This is a genomic window from Yeguia hominis (assembly GCF_014384705.1).
Lineage (GTDB): Bacteria > Bacillota > Clostridia > Oscillospirales > Acutalibacteraceae > Yeguia > Yeguia hominis.
Genome location: NZ_JACRSN010000010.1, coordinates 49960 through 67317, shown reverse-complemented (window position 1 = coordinate 67317; position 17358 = coordinate 49960). Strand labels below are relative to the sequence as shown.

16 protein-coding genes are annotated in these 17358 nt (G+C 52.5%); 2 read left to right on the top strand and 14 right to left on the bottom strand.

Annotated features, from left to right (window positions below; genetic code table 11):
* Positions 1–5: 5 nt before the first annotated feature.
* The 13 genes from IAG03_RS07940 to IAG03_RS07880 all read right to left on the bottom strand — a co-directional run bounded on the left by IAG03_RS07940 (position 6) and on the right by IAG03_RS07880 (position 15041).
* Entirely contained in the window at positions 6–398 is a 393-nt protein-coding gene (locus tag IAG03_RS07940; protein ID WP_249319586.1) for a 4Fe-4S dicluster domain-containing protein, read from the bottom strand.
* On the bottom strand, positions 392–1198 hold the full coding sequence (locus IAG03_RS07935) for a CoB--CoM heterodisulfide reductase iron-sulfur subunit B family protein (protein WP_249319585.1): 807 nt from the start codon (positions 1196–1198) through the stop codon (positions 392–394). The genes IAG03_RS07940 and IAG03_RS07935 overlap by 7 nt, the downstream gene beginning before the upstream one ends.
* A gap of 127 nt (positions 1199–1325) precedes the next feature.
* Complete coding sequence (fumC, locus tag IAG03_RS07930) at positions 1326–2702, bottom strand: class II fumarate hydratase (RefSeq protein WP_249319584.1); 1377 nt, start codon at positions 2700–2702, stop codon at positions 1326–1328.
* A gap of 38 nt (positions 2703–2740) precedes the next feature.
* Positions 2741–3685, bottom strand: coding sequence for an L-lactate dehydrogenase (locus IAG03_RS07925; RefSeq protein WP_249319583.1), 945 nt, complete (start codon positions 3683–3685; stop codon positions 2741–2743).
* A gap of 335 nt (positions 3686–4020) precedes the next feature.
* Positions 4021–4272, bottom strand: a complete 252-nt coding sequence (locus IAG03_RS07920; protein ID WP_249319582.1) for a (2Fe-2S) ferredoxin domain-containing protein — start codon at positions 4270–4272, stop codon at positions 4021–4023.
* A 17-nt stretch (positions 4273–4289) separates the two neighbouring features.
* On the bottom strand, positions 4290–5984 hold the full coding sequence (locus IAG03_RS07915) for a [FeFe] hydrogenase, group A (protein WP_249319581.1): 1695 nt from the start codon (positions 5982–5984) through the stop codon (positions 4290–4292).
* A 3-nt stretch (positions 5985–5987) separates the two neighbouring features.
* Positions 5988–7859 carry an NADH-quinone oxidoreductase subunit NuoF gene (locus IAG03_RS07910; protein WP_249319580.1) on the bottom strand — a complete coding sequence of 624 codons (1872 nt, stop codon included), beginning with the start codon at positions 7857–7859 and terminating at the stop codon, positions 5988–5990.
* The gene (locus tag IAG03_RS07905; RefSeq protein WP_249319579.1) at positions 7852–8337 is read right to left on the bottom strand and encodes a complex I 24 kDa subunit family protein; all 486 of its coding nucleotides are present in this window, start codon (positions 8335–8337) and stop codon (positions 7852–7854) included. The genes IAG03_RS07910 and IAG03_RS07905 overlap by 8 nt, the downstream gene beginning before the upstream one ends.
* 357 nt (positions 8338–8694) lie before the next feature.
* Positions 8695–10104 carry an NADPH-dependent glutamate synthase gene (gene gltA / locus IAG03_RS07900; protein WP_249319578.1) on the bottom strand — a complete coding sequence of 470 codons (1410 nt, stop codon included), beginning with the start codon at positions 10102–10104 and terminating at the stop codon, positions 8695–8697.
* Between the two features lie 13 nt (positions 10105–10117).
* Positions 10118–10966, bottom strand: a complete 849-nt coding sequence (locus IAG03_RS07895) for a sulfide/dihydroorotate dehydrogenase-like FAD/NAD-binding protein (protein WP_249319577.1) — start codon at positions 10964–10966, stop codon at positions 10118–10120.
* A gap of 408 nt (positions 10967–11374) precedes the next feature.
* Positions 11375–12592: an iron-containing alcohol dehydrogenase gene (locus tag IAG03_RS07890; RefSeq protein ID WP_249319576.1), complete on the bottom strand. Its 1218-nt coding sequence runs from the start codon at positions 12590–12592 to the stop codon at positions 11375–11377.
* Positions 12593–12751: 159 nt separating this feature from the next.
* Positions 12752–13426 carry a response regulator gene (locus tag IAG03_RS07885; protein ID WP_249319575.1) on the bottom strand — a complete coding sequence of 225 codons (675 nt, stop codon included), beginning with the start codon at positions 13424–13426 and terminating at the stop codon, positions 12752–12754.
* Complete coding sequence (locus IAG03_RS07880; RefSeq protein WP_249319574.1) at positions 13419–15041, bottom strand: ATP-binding protein; 1623 nt, start codon at positions 15039–15041, stop codon at positions 13419–13421. Before IAG03_RS07880 ends, IAG03_RS07885 begins: the two co-directional genes overlap by 8 nt.
* A 311-nt stretch (positions 15042–15352) precedes the next feature.
* On the opposite strand from IAG03_RS07880, the gene IAG03_RS07875 reads away from it, so the two are divergent.
* Entirely contained in the window at positions 15353–15745 is a 393-nt protein-coding gene (locus IAG03_RS07875; RefSeq protein ID WP_249319573.1) for a hypothetical protein, read from the top strand.
* Positions 15746–15815: 70 nt separating this feature from the next.
* Positions 15816–16382 carry an SGNH/GDSL hydrolase family protein gene (locus IAG03_RS07870; protein ID WP_249319572.1) on the top strand — a complete coding sequence of 189 codons (567 nt, stop codon included), beginning with the start codon at positions 15816–15818 and terminating at the stop codon, positions 16380–16382.
* Between the two features lie 217 nt (positions 16383–16599).
* Here IAG03_RS07870 and IAG03_RS07865 read toward each other — a convergent pair whose 3' ends face one another.
* On the bottom strand, positions 16600–17358 hold the full coding sequence (locus IAG03_RS07865) for an aminoglycoside phosphotransferase family protein (protein ID WP_249319571.1): 759 nt from the start codon (positions 17356–17358) through the stop codon (positions 16600–16602).

Genomic DNA, 17358 nt, shown 5'->3' with positions numbered 1-17358 from the left:
CTTTCTTATTTCGAATATTTCCGCAGGGCGCTCATAATCGCCTGCTGCGGCATCTCGTCGTCGAGAAGGCCGGGGATATCATCCGGTTTGAGGTGGTTTGCGCCTTTTTCCCGGATCACGGTAAGCCGAATGGCTTCGACAAGCTTTGCAGGCTCGACGCCTCTCGGGCAGCGGTCAACACACGCAAAGCAGGAAAGACATTTATAGAGGGAATCGGACTGCATCAGCGCTTCCAGATCGCCGTTTTCCACCATGTAAACAAACTGGTGCGGATGGTATTCCATCTCGTCGTAAGAAGGACATGTTCCGGAGCATTTTCCGCAGCGCATGCATTTTTTCGGGTTGACGCCGCTCATGCGGAGAATCTGTTCCTTTTGACGTTCCGTTTTATTCAGCATGAGGGTTCCTCCTCCTTTACGCCAAGCGCTTCGGCAAGAAGCTCCGTAAAGTACACGACCGGAAGCGTGCTGCCGTTCTTGACAAGATTGTATTTACATAGCGGACATGCCGTCACAATCCGCTCTGCGTCGTGGCTCTTCGCGCTGCTGACAACGGCATTCGACTTCTTTTTGGCCGACGCCGCATCTTCCAGCGCGACATATCCGCCGCAGCACTCGTTGCGCATCGGATACACAACCGGCTCTGCGCCGACCGCACGGATGAAATCTTCCATCAGCTGGGGATTTTCGACATCGTCAAACTGCATGACTTTGCCCGGACGGAGCAGCATGCAGCCGTAATAGGCGGCAATTTTCTGACCGGTCAGCGGATTTTTGACCGCCTCGCGAATTTTGTCGAACCCGACGACGTCGCGGAGGAGCTCAAGATAATGATAGACCTTCGTCTCGCCCTGATACGGCTCGGAAGGCGTCTTATCCTGCGACATATAAGTATTGACCTTGTTTGCAAAGTCTTCGTCTGTCTGCATCGCGTGGTTCGTTTGTTTGATTACATTATGGCAGGCTGAACATACCGTAACGAGTGGTTCATCGGCGTCTCTGGCACTGACAAGTGCGCGAACGCTGGGGAGCTTGCTCGCAATTTCATCCTTGGCACTGACGAACACGCCGCCGCAGCATTGCCAATCCTGAATTTCGCAAAGCTCGACGCCGAGGATCTCTGCACATTTGCGTGCATACCGATCCAGCTCTTTCGCCTTGGTGCGGAGGGTACAGCCCGGAAAATAACTGACTTTCATTGTTTACCTCCAATTGCATTCGGCATGATATGAGAACCCGGACCACAAAAAGGCCCGGCGCAAGGGGCGCATGCAGCTTTGCACGGGCAGCCACGCCGCCCGTGCAAAGCAGATCGTTTCGTTCCGTTTAGACCATCTGTTCCGGATGGAAAACTTCGTCGAACCGTTCCGCCGTTAGGAAGCCCAGTTCCACGCAGGCTTCTTTCAGCGAAATATTATCTTTAAATGCTTTTTTCGCCGTTTTGGCAGCATTTTCGTAGCCGATGTACGGATTGAGCGCCGTGACGAGCATCAGGGAATTGTGCAGATTGTGATCCATCTTTTCGCGGTTTGCGGTGATGCCGACCGCGCAGTTGTTGTTGAAGGAAACAATTGCTTCCGCCAGAAGGCGCGCGGACTGCAGGAAATTGTAGATGGCAACCGGCATAAAGACGTTGAGCTCGAAGTTGCCCTGGGAGGCGGCCATTCCAACCGCCACATCGTTGCCCATGACCTGAACCGCAACCATCGTCACGGCTTCGCACTGCGTCGGATTGACCTTACCGGGCATAATGGAAGAACCCGGCTCATTTTCCGGAATGTGAATTTCACCGAGACCGTCGCGCGGACCGCTTGCCAGCCAGCGGACGTCGTTCGCAATCTTCATCATATCGCAGGCAGCCGCCTTGATTGCGCCGTGTGCGAAAACCAGTTCATCCTTAGAAGTCAGCGCATGGAATTTATTGCCCGCTGTCACGAAGGGTTTTCCCGTCAGCATGGCAACCTTTGCTGCAACCAGCTCGGAGAATCCGGCCGGTGCGTTGAGGCCTGTTCCGACGGCTGTACCGCCGAGCGCCAGTTCGTGAAGCGGCTTTACCGCCAATTTCAGAAGCTCGACGTCTCTTTCAAGGCTGCTTCTCCAGCCGGAAATTTCCTGGCTGAATTTGATCGGCGTTGCATCCTGCAGGTGCGTCCGGCCGGATTTGACAATGCCCTCATTTTCTGCTTCAAGACGCTTGAAAGTTGCAATCAGCAGTTCCATTGCCGGAAGCAGTTTGTCTTCAATCGCAATCACTGCGGAAATATGCATCGCCGTCGGGAACGTATCGTTCGAGGACTGGCTCATATTGATATCGTCATTCGGATGGCAAAGCTTCTGGCCCGCAATCTGGTTTGCACGGTTCGCAATGACCTCGTTTGCGTTCATGTTCGACTGTGTGCCGGAACCGGTCTGCCAGACAACCAGCGGAAAATGACCGTTGAGCTGTCCGGAAATCACCTCGTCACAGGCTGCGCTGATCGCCGAAAGCTTTTCTGCGGTCATTTTTTCCGGTTTGAGCTCCGCGTTGGCAAGCGCCGCCGCTTTTTTCAGGATTCCAAACGCATGTGTGATTTCGCGCGGCATCGTTTCGATACCCACACCGATCTTAAAGTTCTCGTGGCTTCTCTGCGTCTGTGCAGCCCAAAGCCGATCCGCAGGAACTTTCATCTCGCCCATAGAATCATGTTCAATCCGATACTCCAATTTTCTTCACCTTTCCCCATTTAAATTCTATCTAAATTTTAGATATCCAAGTTTTTGAGCACAGCCTTTAAGGTGTCTGCGCTGTGGCGGAGCTTTGCAGTTTCCTCGTCCGTCAGCGAAATGTTGACCTTGTTGCGCACGCCGCCGTGTCCAACCGCATTAAGGGTGCTCAGGCAGACGTCGTCGATTCCGTATTCGCCATGCATCATGGTCGAAACCGTCATCGTAGTGTCGATTCCGCTCAAAACGCATTTGCAGATATGGCAAACCGACATCGAAACCGCATAGAAGGTCGCGCCTTTGCGTGCAATCACGCGCGCGCCGGATTTGCGGACATAATCCTCGATTTCTTTCAAATCGAGTTCCGGATTCGCAATCTTGTTGTTGGCAAATACCTTGGGACATTCCGCAATCGGGACATTCGAGATATTCGCCACAGACCACGGAATAAAGGAAGAATCACCGTGCTCACCAAAGACATAAGCGTGAATGTTGTTCTGGCTGATGTTGTAGTATTCCGAAAGTCTGGAACGCAGACGCGCCGTATCCAGAATCGTGCCGGAACCGATAATCCGGTTTTCCGGCAGACCGGAAAACTTGTGGAACGTATAGGTCAGGATATCGACCGGATTCGAAACGATGACATACGTTGCATCCGGGGCATATTTTGTGATTTCCGGAATGATCATCTTTGTGATATTGACGTTTGACTGCGCAAGCTCAAGACGAGACTGGCCGGGCTTTCTGGGAAGTCCGGACGTCAGAACAACGATATTGGAGCCTGCTGCATCCGGATAATCGCCCGCATAGATCGAACATGGCGTGCAAAACGGCGTGCCCTGGCGAATATCCAAAGCCTCGCCGAGTGCCTTTTCCCGGTTGATATCGATCATCACAATTTCAGCCGCGAACCCCATTATGGCGATAGAATATGCGATTGTGGAGCCAACGCTCCCGGTTCCGATTACGGAGATCTTGTTCATGTTACACCATCCTGATTTTAATTGACAAAAATTTAACTAGCATTAGTATAGCAGAAGATTCAGCAAAGCGGTATTGCTATTTCTACATATCAGCATTGCCTATATCGATATAGGACTAATCCATCAAAAGTGCAAATACTGTTCGGGAATTTCTGTCGGGAACGTCAAAAACCGTTCTGACGTTCCTGACAGATGCCTTATTTTTTCCGCTAGAAAAGAGGAGATCCTATTTTCTACGCATTTTTTGTGTTTGCCAGCTTATTTTCCAACGGATTTTTTAAAAATTCAAACCCATTTTGAAAAACAATTTGCGTACACGTTCCGATCAAAGACACTCAGATCTCTGCAAGCGGTAAGATCTGCTCTTTAAAAAACGATCTTGCGTTTTCCGCTTCAATCCGATACTGTTCGCCGTTGAGCGAAACCGAGACGCCGGTTTTGGAGCACTTTCCCATACAGAATGCCGCTTCAAATTTAATTTGATCGTGAAGATTATATTCCTCAATCAAATGCTGAAACGTTGCAATTACATTGTGCGCACCATGCAGATGGCACGCGCTGCCGATACAGACGCGAAGTTCAATCATGCCAAATTCTCCTTATGTTATGCCTTATGCTGGGTATAATCCACATGCAGAAGCTCGTGGACTTTGCCTTTGATGATGTCCTGATACACGGTCGTGACCAACGGATTTTCTTCGGAACGACGGATGCTCAAGAGCCGGTCCGCTTTATAAATGCCCTTCGAGCGCGCCTGTTGGTCGCTCACTGTGGCATAAGGCTGACCGCCGCCGCAGACGCAGCCGCCCGGGCAGGCCATCACTTCGATAAAGTCAAAATGCTCCCCTGCCGCAACGCGTGCAAGCACCTCTTCCGCATGCCGCAAACCGCTGACCACTGCGATACGCAGCGCCCGGTCGCCGTACGGTACTTCAAATTCCTTAAGACCGTCTGTGCCGCGCTGTCCGGCGTTTGCAATCGAGAGAAGTTCCGAACGGGATTTATTCGAAACAACCCGGCGCAACACAGCCTCGGTCACGCCGCCCGTCACGCCGAAGATCACACCGGCGCCGGAAACCATTCCGAACGGCATGTCAATCGCTTCCGGCTCCAGTTCGCTGAACATGATGCCGGACTCTTTGAGCATCCGGATGAGCTCCTGCGTGGTGAGCACGGCGTCCACATTCGGGATGCCGTCCTGCGCGAACTCTTCGCGCGCTGCTTCAAACTTTTTGCCGGTGCAGGGCATAATCGCGACATGGAACATTTTTCTCGAGGACTTTGCGCTCTGATCTTTCAAAATCGAAGCCATCATCTGCATCGGAGAACGGCAGGTGGAAACGTTCTTTAAAAATTCCGGATGCTTTTTCTCGCAATACTGCACCCAACCCGGGCAGCAGGAGGTCAAAAGCGGCAAGTCACGGTTTTCTTCGAGACGTGCAAGGAACTCTTCCGTCTCTTCAATGACCGTAAGGTCTGCGCCGAGCGCAGTATCATAGATCTCGTCAAATCCCATGCGGCGCAATGCGGCAACAATTTTGCCCATCACATTCTCTCCGTCCTTGACGCCGAGCTCCCGTCCGAGCGCAACCCGGACAGCAGGCGCAATCTGCACGGTGGTTTTGACTTCGGGATCTTCAATGGCTTTCCAAACCGGTTTGATGTTGTTCTTTACCACAATTGCGCCGGTCGGACACACGACGGAACACTGTCCGCAGCCAACACAAGGAGATTCGGCAAGCGGCTTGCCAAACGCGGTGCTGATGACCATTTTCGACCCGCGGAATGCAAAGTCGATCGCGCCGACATTCTGGATTTCGTTGCACATCCGCACGCAGTCGCCGCAGAGAATACACTTGCCGGCATCGCGCGTAATGCAGAGCGAGGAAGGATCTTCATCCTTTGTGGAGTGCGCGTTATTCGGGAAGCGCACGCCCTCAATGTTAAAGCGCATCGCCAGATCCTGCAGTTTGCAGTTGCTGTTGTTTTCACAGGTCGTGCAGTCCCGGCAATGGTTTGCAAGAATCAGCTCAAGAATATTCTTGCGGTACCGGCGCAGGCGTTCGGTATTGGTTTTGATCTTCATACCGGCCTTCGGCGGTGTTGAACAGGCAGCGTCCAGACCGCCCCACTCGTTTTCCACCATGCACATCCGGCAGGCACCGTAAATGGAAAGATCGGAATGATAGCAGAAAGTAGGCAGCTTGATGCCGACTTTGTGCAGCACTTCGAGGATGTTCTTCTCCCCTTCTATTTCAACGGGAATTCCGTCAACTGTCATATACTGTTTTTCCGTCATTGGTTAACCCTCCTTAATCGCGTGGAACGGGCAGGCGCCGACACAGCTACCGCAGCGAATACATTTGGAAAGATCGATCACGAACGGCTGTTTCACCTTTCCGCTGATCGCATTGACAGGACACTGACGGGCACATTTGGAGCAGCCTTTGCACAGTTCCGGATCAATGGTGATCTGTTTGAGCTTCTGGCAGGCTCCGGCCGGACAGCGCTTGTCATAGATATGCGCTTCGTATTCTTCCCGGAAGTTTTTGATCGTGCTGACAACCGGCGACGGCGCCGATTTGCCGAGTCCGCACAATGCGGTCGAGGAGATGGTGTCGGCAAGCTCGAGGAGCAGCTCGATGTCGCCGTCTCTGCCCTCTCCGGCAACAATGCGTTCGAGGATTTCCAGCATCCGTTTGGTGCCTTCGCGGCACGGGACACATTTTCCGCAGGACTCGTTCTGCGTAAAGTTCATGAAGAAGCGCGCGACTTCGACCATACAGGTGTTGGAATCCATGACAACCAGTCCGCCCGAACCGATCATCGCGCCGACCTTTTTGAGTGTGTCGAAATCAAGCGGCAGATCCAGATGTTCTTTGGTCAGACACGCGCCGGAAGGTCCGCCGATCTGAACCGCTTTGAATTCGCCGCCGCGCATACCGCCGCCGATATCGAAGATGATCTTGCGCAGCGTGGTGCCCATCGGAACTTCGATAAGGCCGGTGTTGTTGATGTTGCCGGTCAGCGCAAAGGCCTTTGTTCCGGGGCTTTTCTCTGTGCCGTAGCTGAGGTACCAGTCCGCACCGTTGTTGATGATCGACGCGACGTTTGCGTAGGTTTCCACGTTATTGAGAACCGTCGGCTTGTCAAACAGGCCGTGTTCTACGGTTCTCGGCGGTTTGACGCGCGGGAATCCGCGTTTGCCTTCAATAGAAGCAGTCAGCGCGCTGCCTTCGCCGCAAACGAACGCACCGGCGCCGCGGTTGATATGCATATGGAAAGAAAAGTCTGTGCCAAGGATATGGTCCCCGAGAAGGCCGAGCGCCTCCGCCTGTTCGATGGCGCCGCGCAGACGCTGCACCGCCAGCGGATATTCGGCACGCACATAGATGTATCCGGCGTTTGCGCCGCAGGCGATAGCTGCAATCATCATTCCTTCGAGCATCCGGTGCGGATCGCCTTCCATGATGCTGCGGTCCATAAACGCGCCGGGGTCGCCCTCATCGCCGTTGCAGACGACGTATTTCTGCGCTTCCTTCTGGCGTTTTACCTGCGCCCATTTCCGGCCGGCCGGGAATCCGCCGCCGCCGCGTCCGCGGAGCGCAGATTTTGTGATCTCGTCGACGATCTCGTCTCCGGTCATCTCAAAGAGCGCCTTTTCCAGGGCGCGATATCCGCCGATGGCAATATATTCCCGGATGGAATCCGCGTCGATCCGGCCGCAGTGTTCCAAAACGATTCGGGTTTGCTGTTTGTAGAACGGAATTTCTTCCTGCTGCTTGTAGATGCAGCCCTCGCGGCAATAAGCAAGGCGGTCAATGTACTCGCCGTTTTTGACGGTCTTTTCTATAATCTCTTCGCAGTCCTCTACATGGACCTTCGTATAGAGCCAGCCCTGCGGATCCACACGGAGCAGCGGTCCCATTTCGCAGAAGCCGTGACATCCGCTCTTTTTCAGGCCGATCCCGTTCTCGTGCGGTTCTTCTTCGAGCGTCACCTCAACCGGAAGATGTTCGGCTTTCATGAGTTCTTTCAGGCGGTCGTAAACCTTGAGGGAGCCGCCTGCGACGCAGCCTGTACCGGCGCAGATGATGAGCTTTTGCGTCTGTGCCGCATAAGACGCTTGGGCAGCTTCACGGTATGCAGCGAGATCCTGTCTGTTTTTAAGCATGGGTTTCCGCCTCCTTCAGTTCCTTGAGAAGCGCCGACGCCTTGTCCGGCGTCATGGCAGGATGGACTTCGTCATTGACCGTCAGTACCGGAGCAAGTCCGCAAGCGCCCAGGCAGGAAACGGTCTCGACAGTAAACAGAAGGTCATCTGTCGTTTTTTTCTGGTCGGAAAGGCCGAGCTCTCCGCGCAGACGCTCCAAAATCGGGATGGACTTCCGGACATGACATGCCGTTCCGTCACAGATTTTGAGCACATATTTCCCCTTCGGTTCCAGAGAAAAGTTCTCATAAAAAGTCGCGACACTGTAGATTCGCGCTTCGCTCATATGTAAATTCTCCGCCAGATACGGGAATACTTCTCGCGGCAGGTAGTGATAGTGCTCCTGAATTTCCTGCAAAATCGCAATAATTGCCCGTTCCTGGCAATCATGTGCGGCGAGGATCTGGTCGACTACGGTAAAATCAAACGATCCGTTCATTTTCTTGCTCCTCTCTGTTTCTCCGTGTTTCTAAAAAAACAGCACAATGCGCTGTGCAAGGGTTTCTGAATTTATATGGAAAGCTGGCCAGGTTTTCAGCACCCAGCCGGCTTATTTGTCAGATTGATCGCCCGGAAAGGCTTTTTGGTTAAGCCGCTGCAACTTGCAGACAGAAAAACAAAAGTTTCAAATTCGATTGACATCCAATTTTTTCCATCGATACCGAAAAAGGCGCGGAATCCACCGATGCATCGCGGGGGCTCTTTCCCGGTGCAAAAACTTGTCCGTTCGGGAATCCGGCGGGTTTGCCGGGTTCCCGAACAGCAAGCGGCTTCTTCCGTGCGTTTCTTACGAGGATTATTTTTTACTTAAATACTCGTCGATTGCCTTTGCAGCTGTTTTGCCCGCGCCCATTGCGAGAATGACCGTTGCAGCGCCGGTAACAGCGTCGCCGCCGGCATAAATGCCTTCGCGCGAAGTCAGGCCGGTATCCTCTTCGACGATGATGCCGCCCCATTTCTGGGTTTCGAGGCCTTCTGTCGTATTCTTGATCAGCGGGTTCGGCGAGGTACCCAGCGCCATGATGACGCAGTCAACATCCATGATAAACTCGCTGCCAGGCACCGGCACCGGACGGCGGCGGCCCTTTTCATCCGGCTCGCCGAGTTCCATACGGATGCACTCGATTGCCTTGACACAGCCGTTCTTCGGATCACGCGGATCATCCGGATTCTGATAGCCGAGAATCCGCACCGGGTTATTGAGCAGCTTAAAGTCGATGCCCTCTTCCATTGCATGCTCTACTTCTTCACGACGTGCAGGCAGCTCTTCCATCGAACGACGGTAAACAATGCTGACTTCCGCACCGAGACGCAACGCCGTACGCGCAGCATCCATTGCCACGTTGCCGCCGCCGACAACGACGACACGGCCGCCCTTCATGATCGGCGTGGCGGAATCTTCGCGGTAAGCTTTCATCAGGTTGCTTCTTGTTAAGAATTCATTTGCAGAATAGACGCCCTTGAGGCCTTCGCCCTCGATGCCCATAAACTTCGGCAGGCCGGCGCCGGAGCCAATAAAGACCGCCTCATAGCCGTCTTCAAAGAGCTCGTCGATCGTAAGCGTTTTGCCGATTACGACGTTCGTTTCCATATCAACGCCGAGCGCCTTGAGGGACTCGACTTCTTTTGCAACAATTGCTTTCGGGAGACGGAACTCCGGGATTCCGTAAACCAGCACGCCGCCCGCCGTATGGAGCGCTTCAAACACGGTGACCTGATAGCCCTTTTTGGCAAGATCACCGGCGCAGGTCAGGCCGGAAGGACCGGATCCGACAACCGCGACCTTATGTCCGTTGGATTCCGGCTTCTGCGGCAGCTCTTCTGCATGGTCGTTGTGCCAGTCAGCCACAAACCGTTCCAGACGGCCAATGCCGACCGGTTCAAATTTGATGCCGAGGGTACATTTGCTTTCGCACTGGGATTCCTGCGGGCAAACCCGTCCGCAAACAGCAGGCAGAGAGGAATCCTTCGCGATGACCTGATAGGCGCCCTCAAAGTCGCCCTGTTTAATATGCGTAATGAAATCCGGGATTTCAATATTCACCGGACATCCCTTGATGCAGGGCTTATTCTTGCAGTTGAGGCAGCGTTTGGCTTCTTCCACCGCAATTTCGGCCGTATATCCAAGCGCAACTTCGCTGAAATTATGCGCTCTTACCTTCGCGTCCTGCGCAGGCATTTCATGTTTTTTCGGATTGATCGCCATTGCTCATTCCTCCTTACGCATTCTGAAAGAGATTGCAGACCTTTTCGTGTGCACGACGTTCAAAGTCGAAGTACATCCGGCCTCTGGACATGGCCTCGTCGAAATCGACCTCGTAGCCGTTAAAGTCCGGACCATCCACACAGGCAAACTTCGTGACGCGTTTGCCGTCCTGGTGGAGCGTCAGGCGGCAGCCGCCGCACATTCCGGTGCCATCGATCATGATCGGGTTCATCGAAACCGTAACCGGCACGCCATAGGGCTTCGCCGTTGCAACGACAAATTTCATCATAATCAGCGGACCGATTGCAATGATCATATCAAAGGTTTCGCCGGCCTCCAAGAATTCCTTGAGCGGCACGGTGACATTGCCGTGGCGGCCGTAGGAGCCGTCATCGGTCATGAGCACCATCCGGTCGGAATACGCTTTAAATTCGTCTTCCAAAATCACGATATCCTTGCTGCGGAATCCGATGATGCTCGTCACCTCTGCGCCGAGTTTGTGGAATTCCTCTGCGATCGGCATTGCGATGGCACATCCGACGCCGCCGCCGATGATGCAGACCTTTTTCAGGCCCTCGGTGTGCGTCTCCGTGCCGAGCGGTCCGACGAAATCCTCAATGAATTCGCCCTCCGCTTTATGGTTGAGTTCCTCGGTCGTCGCGCCGACGATCTGGAAAATAATCTTTACGGTTCCCTCTTCCGGATTACAGCCTGCAACTGTCAGAGGAATTCGCTCACCCTCACTGTCCACGCGCAGAATAATAAATTGACCGGGCTTTGCTTTTTTTGCAACCAGCGGCGCTTCAATTTCCATCTGGGTAACAGTCGGGTTCAGGTTCCGTTTCCGAACAATCTTATACATACCACACACTCCTTTTGAGATTTATTCTGTCAGGAAAAATGCATACGATACAGCAGGCAGACCGTTTCGTGCTAAAATCAATATGCAATATATCGATTTCCTTCTACAGGATCCTGTTTATTGTAACACGCGGCGACTTTCTTGGCAATTCCCAAAACTTCATATGGGTTATATCCTTATCGATATATCGTGGTTTGATCCCGCAATTCTACAGGATTTTGTCCCATAATACCGGATCTTCTTGCTGCAGGTCATACAATTCTTATAACACAATTTTAATATTTTTGACGCATTTTGAAATTTTTTAAATTTCAAAAAACGGCCGCCGGAAAGATCCGGCAGCCGTTTTGTTGCAGTTCCCGCAGTCCTGGCTCTTTGAAAAGCCGACTGCCGATCCGGGGGATTGATTTAGAAATCAACTTCCGTATCGTAGTAGCAGCATTTGAGCAGTTTTTCCATTTCTTCCACGCTGGGCTGACGCGGGTTAGAACCTGTGCAGGCATCGCCCAGAGCATTCACTGCGATGTCATGCAGACGGGCAAGGAACACGTCCTCCGGAACAAAGCCGTTCTCGGTCGGATAGCTGTCTGCACCGTAGTGTTTGATGCAGTGCGGGATATTCAGTTCGTCGTTCATCTTGCGCAGCGCTTCGATGAGGAGTTTAACCTTCTCTTCGACGGTCTCGCCGCCAAGTCCCATATAGTCTGCGATGGTCGCATAGCGTTTTGCAGCGGTTTCGTCCTTTGCGTTGAACGCGATGACCTTCGGCAGATACATGGCGTTTGCAGCGCCGTGAATGATGTGCGCGCCGTAATCTGCGAACGCAGCGCCGGTCTTATGCGCCATGGAGTGTACGATACCGAGCAGTGCGTTCGAGAACGCCATACCGGCCAGGCACTGTGCATTGTGCATCGTGTCGCGCTTTGCCATATCGCCGTTATAGGACGGAATCAGATCGTTCTGGATCATCTTAATCGCATAGAGCGCCAGCGGATCGGTGTAATCGCAGTTTGCTGTGGAGACATAAGCTTCGATTGCATGCGTCATAGCGTCCATACCGGTGTGTGCAACCAGTTTCTTCGGCATGGTCTCTGCCAGATCCGGGTCAACGATTGCGACATCCGGCGTGATCTCAAAGTCCGCGATCGGATATTTGATGCCTTTTGCATAGTCGGTGATGATGGAGAATGCGGTAACCTCGGTTGCGGTACCGGATGTAGAGGAAATTGCGCAGAAGTGTGCTTTTTTGCGGAGCTTCGGCAGACCGAAGACCTTGCACATATCTTCAAAGGTGGTCTCAGGATATTCATATTTGATCCACATGGCTTTTGCAGCGTCGATCGGGGAACCGCCGCCCATTGCGATGATCCAATCCGGCTGGAACTTCAGCATAGCGTCTGCGCCGCGCATGACGGTCTCAACAGAAGGATCCGACTCGATGCCTTCGAAAAGCTCGACTTCCATGCCCGCTTCTTTCAAATAAGCAACTGCTTTATCCAGGAAGCCGAAGCGCTTCATGGAGCCGCCGCCTACGCAAATCATTGCTCTTTTGCCTTCAAAAGTTTTCAGTGCTTCCAAAGAACCTTTTCCATGATATAAATCACGCGGTAATGTGAAACGTGCCATAAATGATTCCTCCTTGTTTTTTTCTGACAACAGAATATCACGTTTTTCGCACCTTGGGAATTGCCAGTTTTTCATATGTGGTATGTACGTATCGATATAAGGCAGAGAGATACCCTGCTTTTTTATTTTTAATTTAAAAAGCACAGACCCGCTTCCCTGTCAGCGGTTCCACCGGTACAGCATACACGGACGGCCGCCGGTTTCGTAATTCATCTGGCTCGATATCGCATTTTCTTCGGAAAGATAATTTAAGTACCGGCGCACTGTCACGCGCGACAAGCCGACCTGATCGGCGATTGCCTCTCCGGGAAAGGCCTGCGCCGGATGCTCCTGCAAAAACCGGCAGATCGTCGAAAGCGTCTGATCCTGGATGCCCTTCGGCAGCTCAGAGGCGCTTTTTTCGGGCATCGGCGCAATGAGCGAGTCGATCTGCTGCTGGTCAAGCGCCGACAAATCGTGAAAGGCATCCTGCCGCCTGAGAAAGGTTCCCAGCGCCTGCTGAAAACGCGAACCGTTAAAGGGTTTGACGAGGTAATCCACCACGCCAAGCCGGAGCGCCTCTTCGACGGAAAGCGCATCGTTCGCCGCCGTTACCATAATCGCGGACACCGGAATCTGCCGCTCACGGATCTGCCGCAGAAGCGTAAGGCCGTCGGTCCGCGGCATATACAAATCGAGGATCAGAAGATGCACCGGCGTCTTTTCGAGAAAGGCAAGCGCAGAAGCGCCGTCCCGGCAAACGCCCGCAACGTGAAAATGCGGATTTTCTGTGACATACTGTTTGTTAATCATGGCGACCATCGGGTCGTCCTCCACAATCAGGACCTCATACATGGGCGCTGCCTCCTTCATCTGTCAGCGTAATGGTAAACGAGGTTCCAAATCCCGGTTCCGATTCCAGAGAGATGGAGCCGTTATAGTTTTCTACAAGCCGTTTGACCACAAAAAGCCCTGTCCCCCGACCAGTGCCCTTCGAAGAAACGCCGTCTTCAAACACCGCTGTCTGCCGGTCTTCGGGAATTCCAAGCCCGGTATCGTCCACGCTGATGAGCATCGCGTGCGGCTGGGTGAAGATTCCGACAGAGAGCTCTTTGGGCAAATCTGCTTTTTCGTTCATGGAATCCATCGCATTGTCGAGCAGGTTTCCAATGATCGTCACAAGGTCGCCCGACGGGATAAAAATGTCGTCGCGCGACAGCCGGCTGCCGCTCTTCATCTTAAACTGAATATTCAGCTCTGCTGCACGGGCATATTTTCCGATGAGCAGCGCAGCAACCGACGGATCTTCGATATTCTTGACGACATTCTGGATCACGCTCTGCTGGATGGTGGCAATCCGGGAAATGTACTCGCTTGCCTCTGCGGTATTCCCCATCTGAATCAAGCCGAGAATGACATGCAGCTTGTTCGTAAAATCGTGATTGTTGGCGCGCATGGATTCCACCATATACCGCACGCCGGAGAGATCCTCCATGATTTTGGTGTATTCGGTGCGGTCGCGCAGGATACAGATGAGCCCCGCCGTCTTTCCCTGTTCCAGAACCGGAATCTGATCGACCAGAATATCGGCGCCGTTTTTCAGATGCACCGAAACGCCCAGCTGCTTTTTGCCGGAGGAAAGCGTATGCGCAATCGAGATGGAAGAGAGAAACGCTTCCGTCTGGTTCTCCGGCGAATCCGGCGTGGAGAGCATCGATTTCGCCGCCGCATTCTGATAGAGAAGGGTTTTGCTGCTGTCGAGCGCCAGGACGCCTTCCTCAAGCGACTCAAGAATCGTATTGCGGATGCTGAACATGGCGCTGAAGGTATCCGGCTCATATCCGTGTAAAAGGCGCTTGATCCGGCCGGAAAGCTTGCGCGAAAGCAGCACGGAAAGCAAGATCACAAGGCCCGCGCACAAAAGATGGATCCATACGGTTTCGAGCACCATCCGGTCGATGTTCCGATCCAGCATGCTCACCAACACAAAACCGATGTACGCACCGGAATCGTCCCGAATTTCCGTATAGGCCCGGCGCTGAGAGCCGGACGGACCGATATCGCTCGTGACATAGGAGCCTTCCGGATGATCGGAAAACGCGGGCAGCGTGCCGTCGTAGGTTGTTCCGATCAGCTCCGGATTGGTGTGATAGACCCGGACCTGATCCGCACGGACGACCGAAATGACGTCGATATTGGAAAGGGTTTCCTTTAAGGAATCGAGATACAGATGCGCAACCGATCCGGAATCAGCCTCTGTCTGCGTCATTTCTTTCCGGATAATTTCAGACTGCGCAACAGCGCGGCCGACGTTCTGCAGGTTCTGGTCAATGCTCCGACGTTCGGAATGGACATTGACAAAAAAACTGATGACTGAAATCAGCCCTGTCATGATAATGACAAGCACCAGCATCGTCTGAAGGATTTCCTTCTGGATTTTTTTGACCGGCCGGATTTTTCTGCGGCGCATCAGAATCGCTCCATTCTATCATAAGTTTTATTTTAAGAAAGCGCATTTAAAGCGCATTTTCGAAAGCAAGCCGTTTCATTCCGATTTGCGCCGGCGTCCGCTTCGGAACAGCGCATTTTTCCGTATCAAACGGCGATTTTTTCGATTTTCTTTATTATAAATCCAAACTCTTTCGAACAGGGCTTTTGTAAGTAATGAACACGCATTTTCCGAATCTGCGTTCAATACTTACGGATGGATTGCGCCTTGTCGAATTCCGGAATATAATGCAGGTGTTCCAAAAAACAGTGGACAAAAAGGAGTCGAGTCACATGGACACATTTGCAAGCATTATGGAAACCCTGATGGTGGTTTGTTTCGGAATTTCCTGGCCGCTCAACATCGTAAAAGCCTGGAAATCGCACAGTGCAAAAGGCATCAGCCTTCCGTTTTATTCGATGATCTGGATCGGATACGTCTTCGCGCTGGTCGGAAAATTCGTAATGATTGCGAATAACGCGCCGCTGCCCTGGTATGAAACCGTGCACTGGTATGTGATGTTCTTCTATATCGTCAATATCCTGATGGTTACCGCCGGTATTCTCATCTACTTCCGCAACAAGCACCTCGACAAGCTGCCGAAGGAAGAAGAAGTGATTACAGTCGAAACCGTCGAAAGAACCGTCAACATTTCCGAAGCAGGACTTGCCCGCGTCGCCAGATAACCGGTTCTCTGTTTTCCAAAGTAAATTTAACACAACATATAACAATAAAATTAAAAGGAGCGAATCCGTCATGACCGTATATGAAAGAGAAGTAAAGAATTTCCGCGAACTCAATCAAGTTGCAAAACAGCATGGAGTTGTTCTCTTTGGTTCTACATTCGCAAAAGGAATTCCGGTCTGCGAATTGCGTCAGGCGTTTGACCTCGACTGCGACATTTACAACCGCAGCATTTCGGATCTTTCGGTTTTTGACGCGAAGAATGTGCTCGCAGATTGCGTCAACGCGCTGCATCCGTCCAAGATTCTGCTGCAGCTCGGCGAAACCGATCTCGAACGCGGATATCGGACGATTCCGGAAATTGTCAGCGCTTATGAAGAGGTCATCCGTGAACTGCAAAAGCAAAACAAAAACACGGACATCGTGCTCGTCTCCGTCTGTGAAAATAAAAACGGCATCTATCCGGCAGAACTGAACAAACAGCTGGAAGCGCTCGCCAAAAAAGAACACTGCCGCTACGCAGACATCGGCGACGCCCTGTCGGATGCCTCTCCGGAAGTCAAGACCTTCCACCTGCTTGAGCGGTTCATCCGCAACAAGTTTACCTTTAACGACGTTGCAAACCTGCTTTATGCTTAAATTAAACTACACTTAAAAGGAAATCCTCAAATAGATTTGTTTCCCCACGAAAAAACAGGCCGTTCTGCGGATGGCCTGTTTTTTTGCATTTGTTTGAGAGCATTCATTTCCGACGGCCTTTTTCTCGGTCTTTTTCTGAGCCGGTCTTTCAGCGGCTTTTTTTCTAACGCTTTCTAACGCGGATAGCTGTGTATTCTTAAAACAGCGATTCGGCGTCTTAATCCGCCTGTGCGTCCATCTCTGAAAGGATCCGCGCACGAAGCTGTCCGCGCTGCTCCAGATTTTTGGTTCTTACATATAACAGCGCTGCTGCCAGCGTGGAAAGCTGCAGAACGGATGCGCGCATGGCATCGTCTGTTCCGCACAGCAGCGTCAAATACTGCGCCGCAAGGCCGGGAGTTTTCCATAAAAAATTCTGATACGTGATGGCGGCGTCAAACGCCGGAATTCCCGCCATGGCGCACGGACAGTCGAGGATATAGCTCTTCCCCTCCGGCGTAACAATCACATTGGTTGGATTAAAGTCGCCGTGGCAGATGCGGTCTCCGTCCGGCAGACGTTCCGCTTCGGCGTAAAGGCGCGCCCGGTATGGCTCGGGCAGATCGTGTTCGGAAAGGCCCTCGAGCAAAACAGATTTCAGCCGAAAAAAGGCCGGCGCAGATTTTGCATGAATCTCACGCTGCAGGCGCACAAACAGGGTTAAGAGCGCACCGCTCTGCTCCGGCGTTTCGCGCATCAGCCGCTCCAGCGTTTTCCCGCGGATATATTCGGAGACAATCGCCGGTTTGCCCTCGATTTCCGTCACCTCAAAAATTTTGGGCACACGGAGCCCCGCTTCCAAAAAGATGGACCGGTTCATCGCTTCCCGATAAATCGCGGACTGCGGATACGGGCCGATAAACACCTTGACGCACCGATCGCCGTCCCGGTAGACGGTCTTATTGTTTCTGACCGCAATAATTCTGTCCAGATTCAT

Excerpts from the sequence above, each read along its gene's own strand:
- IAG03_RS07895 (WP_249319577.1), bottom strand. The coding sequence starts at position 10,966 with ATGTATAAGATTGTTCGGAAACGGAACCTGAACCCGACTGTTACCCAG.
- IAG03_RS07905 (WP_249319579.1), bottom strand. The coding sequence starts at position 8,337 with ATGAACGGATCGTTTGATTTTACCGTAGTCGACCAGATCCTCGCCGCA.
- gltA (WP_249319578.1), bottom strand. The coding sequence starts at position 10,104 with ATGGCGATCAATCCGAAAAAACATGAAATGCCTGCGCAGGACGCGAAG.
- IAG03_RS07940 (WP_249319586.1), bottom strand. The coding sequence starts at position 398 with ATGCTGAATAAAACGGAACGTCAAAAGGAACAGATTCTCCGCATGAGC.
- IAG03_RS07885 (WP_249319575.1), bottom strand. The coding sequence starts at position 13,426 with ATGTATGAGGTCCTGATTGTGGAGGACGACCCGATGGTCGCCATGATT.
- IAG03_RS07870 (WP_249319572.1), top strand. The coding sequence starts at position 15,816 with ATGACCGTATATGAAAGAGAAGTAAAGAATTTCCGCGAACTCAATCAA.
- IAG03_RS07880 (WP_249319574.1), bottom strand. The coding sequence starts at position 15,041 with ATGCGCCGCAGAAAAATCCGGCCGGTCAAAAAAATCCAGAAGGAAATC.
- IAG03_RS07875 (WP_249319573.1), top strand. The coding sequence starts at position 15,353 with ATGGACACATTTGCAAGCATTATGGAAACCCTGATGGTGGTTTGTTTC.
- IAG03_RS07920 (WP_249319582.1), bottom strand. The coding sequence starts at position 4,272 with ATGATTGAACTTCGCGTCTGTATCGGCAGCGCGTGCCATCTGCATGGT.
- IAG03_RS07915 (WP_249319581.1), bottom strand. The coding sequence starts at position 5,984 with ATGACGGAAAAACAGTATATGACAGTTGACGGAATTCCCGTTGAAATA.
- IAG03_RS07935 (WP_249319585.1), bottom strand. The coding sequence starts at position 1,198 with ATGAAAGTCAGTTATTTTCCGGGCTGTACCCTCCGCACCAAGGCGAAA.
- IAG03_RS07925 (WP_249319583.1), bottom strand. The coding sequence starts at position 3,685 with ATGAACAAGATCTCCGTAATCGGAACCGGGAGCGTTGGCTCCACAATC.
- IAG03_RS07890 (WP_249319576.1), bottom strand. The coding sequence starts at position 12,592 with ATGGCACGTTTCACATTACCGCGTGATTTATATCATGGAAAAGGTTCT.
- IAG03_RS07910 (WP_249319580.1), bottom strand. The coding sequence starts at position 7,859 with ATGCTTAAAAACAGACAGGATCTCGCTGCATACCGTGAAGCTGCCCAA.
- IAG03_RS07865 (WP_249319571.1), bottom strand. The coding sequence starts at position 17,358 with ATGAATCTGGACAGAATTATTGCGGTCAGAAACAATAAGACCGTCTAC.